The sequence below is a fragment of the Allocatenococcus thiocycli genome (genome assembly GCF_921292965.1).
Lineage (GTDB): Bacteria > Pseudomonadota > Gammaproteobacteria > Enterobacterales > Vibrionaceae > Vibrio > Vibrio natriegens.
The window spans coordinates 23,413-35,155 of sequence record NZ_CAKLCK010000048.1; the positions used below are offsets into that span (position 1 = coordinate 23,413).

General features: G+C 44.4%; 22 protein-coding genes. 15 read left to right on the forward strand and 7 right to left on the reverse strand.

The annotated features are described in order from the left end of the window. Positions 1-4: 4 nt before the first annotated feature. The 7 genes from L9Q40_RS20305 to L9Q40_RS20335 form a co-directional block, all read right to left on the reverse strand. Positions 5-253, reverse strand: a complete 249-nt coding sequence (locus L9Q40_RS20305) for a hypothetical protein (RefSeq protein WP_498794415.1) — start codon at positions 251-253, stop codon at positions 5-7. Positions 254-255: 2 nt separating this feature from the next. Beyond that, positions 256-513 (reverse strand): hypothetical protein, encoded by a 258-nt coding sequence (locus L9Q40_RS20310; RefSeq protein WP_498794417.1) that lies wholly within the window; start codon positions 511-513, stop codon positions 256-258. A 26-nt stretch (positions 514-539) separates the two neighbouring features. Then, positions 540-689 carry a hypothetical protein gene (locus L9Q40_RS20315; protein WP_498794419.1) on the reverse strand — a complete coding sequence of 50 codons (150 nt, stop codon included), beginning with the start codon at positions 687-689 and terminating at the stop codon, positions 540-542. Positions 690-717: 28 nt separating this feature from the next. Next, entirely contained in the window at positions 718-909 is a 192-nt protein-coding gene (locus L9Q40_RS20320) for a hypothetical protein (protein WP_498794421.1), read from the reverse strand. Then, positions 910-1,356 carry a hypothetical protein gene (locus L9Q40_RS20325; RefSeq protein WP_498794423.1) on the reverse strand — a complete coding sequence of 149 codons (447 nt, stop codon included), beginning with the start codon at positions 1,354-1,356 and terminating at the stop codon, positions 910-912. It lies immediately after the preceding gene. A gap of 36 nt (positions 1,357-1,392) precedes the next feature. Beyond that, positions 1,393-2,340 carry a helix-turn-helix domain-containing protein gene (locus L9Q40_RS20330; protein ID WP_498794425.1) on the reverse strand — a complete coding sequence of 316 codons (948 nt, stop codon included), beginning with the start codon at positions 2,338-2,340 and terminating at the stop codon, positions 1,393-1,395. Positions 2,341-2,892: 552 nt separating this feature from the next. Beyond that, positions 2,893-3,084, reverse strand: coding sequence for a Cro/CI family transcriptional regulator (locus tag L9Q40_RS20335; protein WP_392419766.1), 192 nt, complete (start codon positions 3,082-3,084; stop codon positions 2,893-2,895). Positions 3,085-3,210: 126 nt separating this feature from the next. Here L9Q40_RS20335 and L9Q40_RS20340 point away from each other — a divergent pair, with 126 nt between their 5' ends. The 15 genes from L9Q40_RS20340 to L9Q40_RS20410 all read left to right on the forward strand — a co-directional run. Then, the gene (locus L9Q40_RS20340; RefSeq protein WP_498794427.1) at positions 3,211-3,831 is read left to right on the forward strand and encodes a LexA family protein; all 621 of its coding nucleotides are present in this window, start codon (positions 3,211-3,213) and stop codon (positions 3,829-3,831) included. Positions 3,832-3,848: 17 nt separating this feature from the next. Next, entirely contained in the window at positions 3,849-4,802 is a 954-nt protein-coding gene (locus L9Q40_RS20345) for a hypothetical protein (RefSeq protein ID WP_498794429.1), read from the forward strand. 428 nt (positions 4,803-5,230) lie between these two features. Next, positions 5,231-5,782: a PadR family transcriptional regulator gene (locus tag L9Q40_RS20350; protein WP_498794431.1), complete on the forward strand. Its 552-nt coding sequence runs from the start codon at positions 5,231-5,233 to the stop codon at positions 5,780-5,782. Further along, complete coding sequence (locus tag L9Q40_RS20355; protein ID WP_225452513.1) at positions 5,779-6,423, forward strand: division plane positioning ATPase MipZ; 645 nt, start codon at positions 5,779-5,781, stop codon at positions 6,421-6,423. The genes L9Q40_RS20350 and L9Q40_RS20355 overlap by 4 nt, the downstream gene beginning before the upstream one ends. Next, complete coding sequence (locus tag L9Q40_RS20360) at positions 6,423-6,680, forward strand: hypothetical protein (protein WP_225452514.1); 258 nt, start codon at positions 6,423-6,425, stop codon at positions 6,678-6,680. Before L9Q40_RS20355 ends, L9Q40_RS20360 begins: the two co-directional genes overlap by 1 nt. A gap of 2 nt (positions 6,681-6,682) precedes the next feature. Beyond that, positions 6,683-7,375 carry a hypothetical protein gene (locus tag L9Q40_RS20365; RefSeq protein ID WP_498794435.1) on the forward strand — a complete coding sequence of 231 codons (693 nt, stop codon included), beginning with the start codon at positions 6,683-6,685 and terminating at the stop codon, positions 7,373-7,375. A 33-nt stretch (positions 7,376-7,408) separates the two neighbouring features. Further along, positions 7,409-7,642 (forward strand): hypothetical protein, encoded by a 234-nt coding sequence (locus L9Q40_RS20370; RefSeq protein WP_498794436.1) that lies wholly within the window; start codon positions 7,409-7,411, stop codon positions 7,640-7,642. A 390-nt stretch (positions 7,643-8,032) separates the two neighbouring features. Then, complete coding sequence (locus L9Q40_RS20375) at positions 8,033-8,251, forward strand: hypothetical protein (RefSeq protein WP_225452516.1); 219 nt, start codon at positions 8,033-8,035, stop codon at positions 8,249-8,251. 10 nt (positions 8,252-8,261) lie between these two features. Next, positions 8,262-8,600, forward strand: a complete 339-nt coding sequence (locus L9Q40_RS20380) for a hypothetical protein (RefSeq protein ID WP_498794437.1) — start codon at positions 8,262-8,264, stop codon at positions 8,598-8,600. 47 nt (positions 8,601-8,647) lie between these two features. Beyond that, on the forward strand, positions 8,648-8,965 hold the full coding sequence (locus tag L9Q40_RS20385) for a hypothetical protein (RefSeq protein WP_498794438.1): 318 nt from the start codon (positions 8,648-8,650) through the stop codon (positions 8,963-8,965). Between the two features lie 25 nt (positions 8,966-8,990). Further along, entirely contained in the window at positions 8,991-9,824 is an 834-nt protein-coding gene (locus L9Q40_RS20390; protein ID WP_498794439.1) for a DHHA1 domain-containing protein, read from the forward strand. 10 nt (positions 9,825-9,834) lie between these two features. Further along, a complete protein-coding gene (locus L9Q40_RS20395; RefSeq protein WP_498794440.1) occupies positions 9,835-10,116 on the forward strand; it encodes a hypothetical protein in 282 nt (93 codons plus the stop codon). Positions 10,117-10,118: 2 nt separating this feature from the next. Further along, positions 10,119-10,862, forward strand: a complete 744-nt coding sequence (locus L9Q40_RS20400) for a hypothetical protein (protein ID WP_498794441.1) — start codon at positions 10,119-10,121, stop codon at positions 10,860-10,862. A 29-nt stretch (positions 10,863-10,891) separates the two neighbouring features. Then, positions 10,892-11,380 (forward strand): hypothetical protein, encoded by a 489-nt coding sequence (locus tag L9Q40_RS20405; RefSeq protein ID WP_498794442.1) that lies wholly within the window; start codon positions 10,892-10,894, stop codon positions 11,378-11,380. Positions 11,381-11,389: 9 nt separating this feature from the next. Further along, a partial coding sequence (locus L9Q40_RS20410; protein WP_498794443.1) for a DUF7694 domain-containing protein occupies positions 11,390-11,743 on the forward strand: 354 nt, incomplete at its 3' end.

The following is an 11,743-nucleotide window of genomic DNA, read 5'->3' on the forward strand; positions in this document are numbered from 1 at the left end:
GGAGTTATCTTCTCCTTGATGGAATGGATTTGCTTATGGTTCGACTCATTTCTTTCAGTATCAGATCATTCATGAATTGGTGTGATTCTGTCCCTCTGGTTCTTAGCTCCTGTAATGCTCTATGTCGGGTAGATACCTGTTTAAATGCTTCGTAGTTCTTGTTGATGCTCTTAGAAACAATCGCATGGTCTATACCCAATACAACTGCAAACAGCAACGCAACAATAGCAACAGAGGTCAGTAGCGGGCTCATAGTTATTCACTGCCTCCCTGCTCAATCTTGTACTTGGTGAAATCCGTATCACCCGTTTCTATGTGCTCTAAGTTCCCTTGCTTGTTGGTCTTAAACATCCCCTTTGGGAGAAACACGCGCTTGAACTCGCCATGCCACTCTCCAATGTCAGGGTCACAAGCTGAACAGATAGGAGCTTTGCTCTCACACATACGAAGGAACCAGTTAGATACAGCGGTATTCTCACAACACCCGCATTCAGCACACTGAAATAAACTCATTAATAAACTCACTCCTTAGGTTCCTTTTAGTCCTCAGTTAAAACAATTCCATCTTCAGATGAGACGGCACCAGTAATGACTTGACCGCTCTCTGTTCTAAGAAGACCAAACTGTTCAGCCTGTTGGATTGCGTCACGTAGGTTTTCAAGAACTGCTTTTAGTTGGTTATCTTCCATTTCCACTCCAAACTTCTGTCTTGCCTGGTCAGCGTACTTCCCTCGGCCAACTGACCTTGGTTGTCTTGGTTGGACGCTTGCCAATGTACTGACAAGCATCCCCTTCAATTACCGCGATATCTTTAACGCCAAACTGCCTGGCGAACTGTTTGGTTATTCCTAATAGTTCGTTGCGTTCTAACGTCTCTATCATCGAGTCACGGCAATTGTTGAACTTCACTTAGTGCGTAGCCTTAACTGCTTCTTCCGCTAGCACTTCCTGCACAAGCTTTTCGTTGATGCTTGGCTCTTGTTCGGTTTTCTCCTGGTCTTCCATGTCCATCACTTTGGTAAAGCCAAGAGCCTCACCTACTTGCCCTAGCAATATCTGACCACCCTCTCTGAGCTTGTCGACATCGCTAACCAGCATGTCGTTTTTACCAATACACGCGAAATGACCGTTACCACCAAGGAAAGTCGCCATGAGCATTCCATCCTTTTCCGCAGCTGACGCGATTTTTAGGGAGAAGATGGATAGAGACTGAATCAACACTGCACTTAGGTTTTGATCGTACTTTTTGGCTACCGCGCTGATTTGCTCCTTGATTGGCGAGCTGGCTATCGCATCTCTGATGATTTTTTCTACTTCGGTTACTGCTTGTTCGTTGTACTCGTTGTGGTCGTTCATAAGTGCCTCACACACCCAATTGGGTGATTTGTTGTTTTAAAGTCTTCTTGTTGTCGTTAGGTTGAGCTGTTCTAACAATTTACTTCGCTCATCGGATAGCCGTTTGATTTTGCTCTTGCTCGCATCAATCGCCTGTTCTGTGCCACCTAGGTTCGTTACTCGCACCAAGTATTGGTTCTCATTGTCGATATCCATCTCAAGCTGACGAATCTTCGCTTGGAGTTCGTCTTTATCCGACTTTACCGGCTTGGGCTGCGTCTCTGGCGGAAGGTAACGCCCCCTATCCTGTTCCTTGGCTAACCAATACTGAATAAACCGCCTAACGCCCTTTGGCGTCCCTTTTCGCCTTTGGGGGTTATTGTTGAGCCAGAGAATCATCCTCTTAATCTGAATCCGAACATCGACTGCAGGGTACGCCTCTGAGAGCTCTTGGATATCTGAATCTGTCACCCCGAGGAATTTACCTTTTCGACATAAAGGAATCTGAAACAGTGGTATTTCGGCATCGAGCGATTCGCTCGGTGCAAGATCATTACTTAATGGATCTTTTAATGGATCTTTTAATGGATCGGGTGTCACCTGTGACACCACCCCCCCCTCCGTTTTGACACCACCCCCTGTCGAATTTGACACCACCCCCCGTAATGTCGAATTGACATCACCTTGTGTCAATTTGCTACCACTGATTTCTGATGTTTGGTATGCATCTTTGACAAGCATTCCAATGTTCAGCATGTACTCGTTTGTATCGCTAACAGGTTTCCCATTATGGTAGCGATGGCGTTTATTGATGGAGATCCACCCGTCTTGCGCGAGTGCTTTGATTGCTCTCTTAGCTGTTGACTCAGAAATACCACTTTTGCGAGCAATCGTTGAATATGACGGCCAGCTCACACCGTCATCATCGGAAAAATCTGCCAAACAGATCATTACACAGCGGTTAGTGGGCTTTAGTGATAGGCTCTCAAGGACTAACGAGGTCATTTTTATTGACATGAATCCCCCAGCTTGAATAGCTCACGAACAAAATCAAAAAGCCTAGACATCACTTATCCTCCCAATTGCATAGGGTTTGTGTGCCAAAACTTGTGTTATTGTTAATTTTTGGGTAGTCTAGACTCCCCATCAAAAGATGTGGCCGTAAGTTTATTCTCATAATTGCCTTTACCGACGTATGTATTGTTGCAACAGCGAATAGACGAGCTATACTTTTGCTGCTGACGATGTTCTTTGCTAATACAAAAGGTGCGGGGCGTTCCCCCAAACTGATTGCATCAGCTAGAGTATGTTGTCGCTCCAAGTGGTCGAGACTTGGAACGGATTTGCTGTGACCGCTCCGCAAGGGGCGGTTTTTATTTGTGTGCACTTCCTAACTTCCTAGTTGCTCATTACCATCTCTCCAAAGTGTTTTCGCTGAAAATTCCAATTAACCATCGTGCAAATGGCCTAACCCTGCCGGTATTGGTATAACGCGAGTGCAATCACGCTATTACCACCAGCATTAAATACTCACCAATAGAAGTCGCTAATCCCCTATCAGTGATTTTGATACGCACTGGCATCGAATTTTAATTCTGGGTACTTCTCTGCTAACTTCCGAGCCTGTAGCTCAGGAATAAGCCCCCCTTTTTTACGTTTCCATTGAGCAACGGCTGGCTGCTTCACTCCTAGTGCTATCGCCACATTTGCTTGAGTTCGAAAATAAGAAATCACACTGTCATAAGTCATGATATCCCTCCTCCTCTGATTGAAACTCCACCTAATAATATAAGTCAACTTATTTAAGATCAATAACAAAACTTATTTGATGCAAGTGTGAGTGCTCTATATCATTGAAAGAAAAAGGGAAAACTCATGTCCTTTTTATCAAAAAACTTACTCTCAATAATGAGAGCTAAAGGGATTACTCAGGCAGAATTAGCTAAATCTTCCGGTGTTTCCCAGGTAACAATTAGTCACTTAGTCTCGGGAAAGTCTACATCCAGTAGAAAGCTACCCGAAATAGCAAAAGCGTTAGGGGTAACAACCGAAACCCTTACGTCCAAAGCTCGGGCCGATATCAGCCTAGAAGACGCAAAACCACCAGTTAATTACTACCCTTTAATCAGCTATGTCGAAGCTGGCAATTTCGCATGCATTGAACAGACGTTCGAAAGCTATGAATACTACCCCGCGTCTAAGGTTTGTAGCCCATCTACGTTTGCCCTCCGCATTAAAGGCGAATCAATGGAACCTCGATTTATGGAAGGTGACATCATCTTTGTTGATCCTGAGCAAGCGTATTCAAACGGGGACTACGTAGTAGCAAGGCTTAATGGTAGCGATGAAGCAACATTCAAGCAGTACCGCGAAGTCGAGGGGAAAAAATATTTACATGCTCTTAACTCTGAATTCCCTCTCGACATAAGGTTCCAGGAACTAACAAAGGACAGCGTAATTGTCGGAAAGGTCGTAGCTGTATATAAAGAGTTTTGATTATCAAGGAAGAAGTTATGCTCAAGACAGGCTCAAAATCTAGACTAGGAATTCTTTTGTTATCCCTCCCACTACCATCAGCAATGGCGTGGGAGCAAAGTACAGTTGATATATTTAATGGAGATTGGGGGTTTGAACTTGATGAGAAATCTGCAAGTTGTGCCGCATACTTTACCAACGAAAATGGCAAAGTTAGAGATTTGGTAGCATCAATATCACCAACTAAGGACAATGTATACCGACTTTTTTTCACTGATAGGCTTTCTGCAGAAGATTCATGCGAACCACAACAGGACTTCAAGTTAAGCCAAGCGCGATTTAACGGCATGAAGGTAAATCTATTCTCTTATTGCGGACAAGATAGGAACTCACAATACAACATTGTGTTTACCCCACAAAACATACTAGATGAAGCAAAACTCCACGACATTTTTACCGGTGAAGGTTCATCAGTAAAAATAGAATATGATGATTTAGTCGCGAAGATTTCTACACGCGGCTTTACTGACGCTTGGAACCAGTTATCCAACGCTTCATCAAGCGCTAAATCTTGGAAATATGACAACAACAAAAACTACACATTGGTTGCCTCAAATTCATATGAATCCTTAGCAGCTGTTCACATAAACTCCGGGTACACTCGCTTTAGCTTCGATTTGTTCAATGTAGATTGTGAGCCCAACAAAAATAAAGAAAAAAATGTTCAGCCAGGGGAAAATATTCGCATAAATGGCCAGTTTGTCAAAACCTATGAGCAGTGCGTAACATATGACGACAAAGCATTTAAAACAATATGGGCTCAAACTGAACAGGGAAACCAACACCTCATCAATACATTTAAAAAGCAAATGTTGTCGAGTTTAGCGGCTACAACAAAAGGATGCTTTTTTCAGCAAACCAATTCACATCACAGTTCAATAAAGTGCAAATCCCAATCTAAATATTTTAAATATAATCTTGCTTATATTTAAAATATAATTTAACTTATAACTAAACCAGCACGGTTTAGTGACTTCATCTATACGCTCACTTGCTGTGTTGAATGGCAAGTGGGCGTTTTTTGTTTCTGCTTGCTCAACAACGAATTGTCAGCGATTCGGATGGTTAGTAAGCGATAGTATTACGGTTTTAGTATCTCACCTCACTACTTCCTCACTTTCCTACCTTCTGATAATCACACCCTTCTACCGTAAGCGTGTGAGAACGTATGACTTTCTGACCAGAGTTTTACTGGAAGCGCTAAGAAGGGCGCGGGCAGGTTAACCCAACAAAATCGATGCGCCAAAGCTGGGCGTTGACTGTCTCTGAAAGGAACAGGAATACAGCTTCTTATAAAGCTCATTCTCGAGTGGGCTTTATAGGAATTAAGCAGCGAAAACAATAACGACCAGGAAAGACAATGAATCTACCAACTCTAGTTCTAGCCACACTGAAATCTAACAAGCGCAAAGCTATCACTGGATATGACCTAACCAAGATCATAAACGACTTGAAGCTTTTCATGTGGCAAGCGAGCCACCAGCAGGTATACCGAGAACTAGGAAAGCTTGAAGCGTCCGGGCTTGTCACTCATACCGTAGTTCCACAAGTCGGAAAGCCCGACCGCAAGGAATACCAATTAACCAAGCAAGGCCATGAGCAATTGGCCCAACTATCTCAGGACACTCACAGCCTGCCACCTATCAGGGATAAGTTAGCGGCACACATCGTAGCAGCGAAAACCCAATCCTTTGAACTAACCGAGCAGCTTTTAACGGACTACGAAGAAAAGCGCGAAGCTCACATAGAAGAAATGAAGAATAAGAAGTCGTCTACCTACGCGAGGGACTGGCTTATGTCTTTGCTCTTAGAGCGTCAGATACAAATCGCAGAAATCGACCTCGCCTGGATAGGGAAAATAAAATACATAGCGAAGTGTCGTGAAATCGCCGACCAAAAGGACAGTAAATGATTGTACTCATAGATTCGATAAAAGGTGGACCAGGGAAAAGCACCATAGCCGCTAACATGGCGGTCGCGTTCGCCCAGGAAGGAAAGGACGTTATTTGTGTAGATGCTGACAGGCAGTTGTCACTTAGCAAGTTCTTTCATTCGAGAGAGGCATTAGACAGAGCTGACCTGGCGCATGTTGATTGCGTCATTCAGGTTGATGATGTTTCTCGCACACTAAGACAGTTAGCTAAACGCTGTGACATTGTTATCGTCGATGTTGCCGGGGCGCTTACTCAGGAGATGGTGACAGCGCTGAAAGTTGCAGACGTCTCTCTGTGCCCTATCGAACCAAGCCAGCTCGATATCGATACTCTACCGGCCTACATGGACCAGATAGAAACCGCTCGATGGAATAACCCAAATCTAAAAGACCTCTACGTACTTAACCGCTGCGCACCATTGCGCACGATGGACGATGCAAAAGAGGTTGCAGAAATGCTTAAACAGGAAGGTATGAACTTGCTCGATAACTGGCTATTCACTTATAAACCTTTCCGCTCCCTGTTTAGTGAAGGGTTAACCGTTGCAGAGTCAGACCCTAGCTCTAAAGCGCATCAAAACTTTCATGAGTTTTTCAACGAATTTAAGGAGCGCATGTAATGGTACGTAGCGCAATTGACCATAAAGACATTCAGAAACCACCAACCAAGCAAAGTAACGCTAACCGTGTAAAGCGAAGCTACAGCATTGGTGCGGATAACGACGAGAAGCTTGAGGACTTATACCCAATACTGGTTGCGGCGCACCGCCAAGGCTCAGTTTCTGCAATCGTCGATTATGCCCTGGATAAGCTCTTTGAAGAAATGAGCGATAAAGAAATAGTAAGTAAAGTCAGAGACAAGCTAAACAAGAGGTAATCATGTCTACTATGCCTAACGTAACCTTACCGCCTGATATGCCAACGTGTATCGAGTCACTAGCTACAGCGGTTAACTCCGGTATGCCTCACACAGCTCTCAACGCACTGGTTCAGGAAATTAGTCACGCCTGGAACCGTGAATGTGACCAGTCAGACACGTTATTCGATACGCTTGAGGAACGCGATCAGGAAGTCAAAGGGCTCAAAGCTCAAGTGGAAACCTTAACCACTCGTGAGAGCACCTGGCGAACTCAAGCAGAGACAGCTCTCCGAGCGGCTGAGCGACAGAGCGCGCTATATCGCAACACCAAAGTAGATTTAGACAGAGTTAGTAAGAGCTTAGATAAGGTCGAGCGCGAATTAGAAGTCGAAAGGAAAGACCATAAAAAAGCCAAAGCTCAAGTTAAGCGCTCAAAAGAATCAGCCGATAAATTCAAGACCAGATGTGAGCATCTGGAAAAAGGCCACAAAGAGCTTCGTAACGATATCACTAAGCTCGAGAGCGACAAAAAGACACTAGCTGCAAGCCTTACCGTATCAGCAAACGAGCTGGCGAAATTTAAAATGGCAACCGTTTGGGCTGAGAACGGCGAAGCCCTATTCCTTCTGCCAAATCAGATAACCCTGAAAATTGAAGGCAAGAAAACTTCTAGGAAAGCCTACACGCTAATCTATACCGATTCGAGAGGGTAGTGGCGTCAAGCTGCTATTGGTAACGATCATAAAGTGTCGTTCAGTAAGTTTGGGTACGACGACCGCTCATCTAAACGTAGTGTCGATATCGCAAACAAGGTTTTGTGCCACCCATCTCCAACAGCAGCGCAAATCGCTCAACGCTGGCTATATAAGGTTAATGTCGTACAACACGGAAGCATTGCCCTGGAAGATTTAGACATCTACAACACGGCAGAATATCTGCAAGACGACGGAACGCTGGATGAAGGTAACTACCCAAGCTAGAGAAACCCAAATTATGAATGATGACAGATTGGACGTTTATCATCCTCGGCATTTTAGGCCGAAACCAAAAGATGATTATTCAGCGGGTAAGCCAACCCCCAAGCAAGTCAAAAAGCGCATAGCGCGCCGAAAGCTTGAAGATTTACTCGAACTAAAAAAGATAGAGCAGGAACACTCACTCTAGAAAAAGCAAAGCCTCTCTCCGCTACCAACGTTAAAGAGGCTTAATGACCATGCAAAACAACCACCGAGAGGTTTTTATGGACCAGTTAAGTGTATCTACATTCGAACAACTACGCAAACAGCTATTAACCCTACCTCGCCAACAATGGTATGAGCATTGCCGTAAACATGGCTTTCACAACATCTCACCAAAGCTGAGGGGGTAACATGAACGTAAGCAACCAAGGCATTACCTTCTCATCGTCCGAAGAAGCAGCGCAGTTCAGACGCAACCACGCCATAGCTCTCGATTTAGTGGTACAGAGAGTAAAAACCATGCAAGGCGTTAACTACGCTGATGTCTGGCTAAATCAAAACTCACCGAGCTTCGTTGCTGGCTACGATAGCAATGATGAGCAAATCGTTAGAATCAAACTTATTGTGTAAGGGCACCGCTATGAGCAGAACAATACAAGAGTGTGAGGCCGAAGTGCTGGATTTTTGCGGAGCACACTTTAAAAAGCAGCGCCGCTTATTTGTCGTTTATGTCGCTCCTACTAGCCAGCTTGATTCATGCGAAGATGAGGGTTATTTCAGTGTAAATGTCTCTTTCTATCGTGACCAAATCGAGTCATACGTCATGGGAGAAGGCAACGAAGCGGAGCAATGGATAGGGATAGATCCGATTTTCAGTTCCGCTCAGTTCATATCGTTGAGAGTTCCCGCTAAAGACTTCGAACGTGTAGCTAATTTCTTTGAGATTGAGCTGGAGCTGTACCAACCAGAAGCCGAATAATCACTCACCAGGGCATCACATCGATGCCCTTTTCATGGGCCTTATTCATGAAGAAACGCAAAGCTTGGACGCTGGCCGAGGATCAATTCATTGCAAATCACGCAGGAAAGCTTTCCGCACAAGAGATGGGTAAACAACTCAATCGAACGTATGTGTCGGTAAAATGCCGAGCAAGACGCATCGGCGTTAACCTGCAGAGGTACGGTGAAAATCATCACCTGGCTAAGACCTCAAATCACGATATCGAATTGTGTCGCGCCCTAAATGAAGAAAACATCAAACCAAAAGCCATTGCCGAGAAAATGGATATCAGCATTTCTCTAGTGTACTCAGTGATTAATTATCGCTGCAGGCTCAATGGCTAGTAATTCAAACAAGGACTTAACTAACATGACTAAAACTATCTGTATTTATCACGCCAATTGTTGCGATGGAATGGGCGCAGCCTGGGTAGTACGCAAAGCACTAACTGGAATGGGTGATATTGAGTTTATCCCTGCCACCTACCAAGCCGAGCTACCAGATGTAACTGGCGCCAATGTAGTGATTGTGGATTTCAGCTACAAGCAAGACCAAATGCGCGAGCTCGCAGCACAAGCTGAAAGCATTCTGGTTCTTGACCACCACAAGACAGCACTACAAGAGCTAGCCCCACTCTTAGAGAATGGAGTCATCCAGGGTAAATTTGATATGAACTACTCCGGGGCAATGTTGGCGTGGATGTGGTTTTTCCCACATGTTGAGCCACCAGCGCTAATCAAACATATCCAGGACCGAGACTTATGGCGATTCGACTTGCCAGGAACTCGAGAAATCCAATCTGCACTCTATTCATTCCCAATGGACTTTGAAACCTGGGACATGCTCATGAGCATCGATACCAGCATCCTATACAAGCAAGGCATTGCTATTGACCGTGCACACAAGAAAAACGTTCAAGGGCTCGTCGAGTTCGTATCCTATCGTGACACCATTGCAGGCTTTGATGTTCCGGTACTGAACTGCAATTACATGTTTGCCTCTGACGCTGGCCACGAACTGGCTAAGGGCGAGTCGTTTTCAGCTACGTATTACGACACTGAGGAGAATCGCAAGTATAGCCTGCGTTCTTCTGAGGACGGCGGCATCGATGTGTCTGAAATCGCAGCCAAGTTTGGCGGCGGCGGTCATCGTCACGCTGCAGGTTTTAAGATCCCTCTTTCACAACTTCACGAACTGAAATGAAGGGCACCGAATGGACGCAACAAACACCCCCATCGATGTCACTTATGACAGATATGGACGCATGAATTATCACCCCGACTTGCATGGAAACCAGGGCAAGCCGTGGACGACAACAGATCAGCAATTCCTTATCGAGAATTACGCATCAATGGGACCAGAACAAGTTAGCTTTGCTCTTGAACGCACCATTCACACCGTAATGACTCGAGCATATGAACTACGCAAACAGGGCTTAATGGCTAAGCCAGGTAAGCAAAAATACCATCGTAGAATGAAACGGACCGAGAACTAACCATGACAACCGAGAATAAAGAAAATTTTGTACCAACAATGAACCCTAGTGATGTTTCTGTGCAAGAAATGTTTGGGTCAATTTTGCAACAACGTATCAGTGATGGTGCTTTAGAAAAGGCGATTACTGAAAAAGTTGATCGCATGATTGATGACGTAGTGAGTGACGCATTTAGAAGCTACGGCGATATCGCCAAATCAATGAAAGAAGCGATTACTGCTTCTATTACTCCAAATTTAAATGACATAGGTAGGTTCCCAACTTATCACCACTTTGTAATGCAAAGCCTTAATGCTGCAGTTACTCGCTTCCAAGATGAAAAGTTACAAGCTGTTATCGATAAGGAAATGGAAGAACTGTTTAAAGAACTACCAGAGCAGTTAACGCTCTCCTGGGTTCTAGAACAGATAAAAGAACAGGTTAAAAGCGATGATGACGAAGACCGCGACGGTCATGATTTAACTCTTTTCATTGATGGTGATTGTTCATTCAAACACATCTATATAAGCAAGGAAGAAGGCCGGGACAAATATAGATGTGAATACCAGATTGATATTCATCACGGTGAGATATACAGCGTCAAAGTGGATGATAAAGATGTATCAAAATCACTTTGTGTTGGGCCTCTGTATCGTTTTGAGAAGGCCATTTTTAACGCCTATGTAATGCGAGCCGAACTGATACTTGATAAAGGCAACTGTAGTAGTGAATACGACACTTACATTGAATCTAACTACGACTACTAATTGAGTTAACCAGAGCGAGGCCAATACCGATGACAAGACTAAAATCGGATAGCGGAAAGTATGGTTATGGGATCGCAAGAAACAACAATGATCAATGCTTCTTGGCCAAAGTTCCAAAAATCCGTGAAGGCAATTTTCAGAAGACCTTTAAAAGCCTTAGCGCAGCTAGAAGCTGGCAGGTTGCTACAGCCAAAAAGGTTTGGGGATTGGAGCGGTTTTCCCTCATCAAGAAAGGTCGGCTATGTATTCTTCGACGATTTGGCACTGGAGTGAGAATAAGAAAAGCCCGTTCAACCATGCGGCTTAGCGATGGAAGCATTGCGGAATACTGGCAATATGGCGTCTTTTGGTATGAGCATAACGGAACGCCCAGAAGCAAAATGTTCTCTTACAAACAATACGGGAACAATGCGGATATAGAAGCCGCTTGGTTCGCAGTGAAGCAAAGAGCCAAGCTAACTAACTCCGAATTGAACCTTCCTAAACACTGGCTCCCTAGTACCTTTGATTCAATTTAGCAAGCAAACATGGCATTCAAAGTACCTGAAAAATACAGAAGAAAATACGAAAAAGGCCATATTTTCTACAGTGACGCCACCTTTGGCAACAATGGAGCCTTTACAATCAAGTCAGCGAAAATCAAAAGCCCATTAGAAGTGATCGCTTCTGATGGTGCGGATTGGGAGCACGTTAGCGTGTCGCTCTCACATAGAACACCAACCTGGGAGGAAATGTGTTTTGTTAAATCTCTATTTTGGGATGAGCAAGACGCTGTAATCCAGATTCACCCTCCGAAAAGTGAGTACGTGAACACCCACCCATATACACTTCACTTGTGGCGTCGATGCGATACCAACGATTTTTTTGACGCTCCACACCGC

Excerpts from the sequence above, each read along its gene's own strand:
- L9Q40_RS20305 (WP_498794415.1), bottom strand. The coding sequence starts at position 253 with ATGAGCCCGCTACTGACCTCTGTTGCTATTGTTGCGTTGCTGTTTGCA.
- L9Q40_RS20310 (WP_498794417.1), bottom strand. The coding sequence starts at position 513 with ATGAGTTTATTTCAGTGTGCTGAATGCGGGTGTTGTGAGAATACCGCT.
- L9Q40_RS20315 (WP_498794419.1), bottom strand. The coding sequence starts at position 689 with ATGGAAGATAACCAACTAAAAGCAGTTCTTGAAAACCTACGTGACGCA.
- L9Q40_RS20325 (WP_498794423.1), bottom strand. The coding sequence starts at position 1,356 with ATGAACGACCACAACGAGTACAACGAACAAGCAGTAACCGAAGTAGAA.
- L9Q40_RS20330 (WP_498794425.1), bottom strand. The coding sequence starts at position 2,340 with ATGACCTCGTTAGTCCTTGAGAGCCTATCACTAAAGCCCACTAACCGC.
- L9Q40_RS20335 (WP_392419766.1), bottom strand. The coding sequence starts at position 3,084 with ATGACTTATGACAGTGTGATTTCTTATTTTCGAACTCAAGCAAATGTG.
- L9Q40_RS20340 (WP_498794427.1), top strand. The coding sequence starts at position 3,211 with ATGTCCTTTTTATCAAAAAACTTACTCTCAATAATGAGAGCTAAAGGG.
- L9Q40_RS20345 (WP_498794429.1), top strand. The coding sequence starts at position 3,849 with ATGCTCAAGACAGGCTCAAAATCTAGACTAGGAATTCTTTTGTTATCC.
- L9Q40_RS20350 (WP_498794431.1), top strand. The coding sequence starts at position 5,231 with ATGAATCTACCAACTCTAGTTCTAGCCACACTGAAATCTAACAAGCGC.
- L9Q40_RS20355 (WP_225452513.1), top strand. The coding sequence starts at position 5,779 with ATGATTGTACTCATAGATTCGATAAAAGGTGGACCAGGGAAAAGCACC.
- L9Q40_RS20360 (WP_225452514.1), top strand. The coding sequence starts at position 6,423 with ATGGTACGTAGCGCAATTGACCATAAAGACATTCAGAAACCACCAACC.
- L9Q40_RS20365 (WP_498794435.1), top strand. The coding sequence starts at position 6,683 with ATGTCTACTATGCCTAACGTAACCTTACCGCCTGATATGCCAACGTGT.
- L9Q40_RS20375 (WP_225452516.1), top strand. The coding sequence starts at position 8,033 with ATGAACGTAAGCAACCAAGGCATTACCTTCTCATCGTCCGAAGAAGCA.
- L9Q40_RS20380 (WP_498794437.1), top strand. The coding sequence starts at position 8,262 with ATGAGCAGAACAATACAAGAGTGTGAGGCCGAAGTGCTGGATTTTTGC.
- L9Q40_RS20385 (WP_498794438.1), top strand. The coding sequence starts at position 8,648 with ATGAAGAAACGCAAAGCTTGGACGCTGGCCGAGGATCAATTCATTGCA.
- L9Q40_RS20390 (WP_498794439.1), top strand. The coding sequence starts at position 8,991 with ATGACTAAAACTATCTGTATTTATCACGCCAATTGTTGCGATGGAATG.
- L9Q40_RS20395 (WP_498794440.1), top strand. The coding sequence starts at position 9,835 with ATGGACGCAACAAACACCCCCATCGATGTCACTTATGACAGATATGGA.
- L9Q40_RS20400 (WP_498794441.1), top strand. The coding sequence starts at position 10,119 with ATGACAACCGAGAATAAAGAAAATTTTGTACCAACAATGAACCCTAGT.
- L9Q40_RS20405 (WP_498794442.1), top strand. The coding sequence starts at position 10,892 with ATGACAAGACTAAAATCGGATAGCGGAAAGTATGGTTATGGGATCGCA.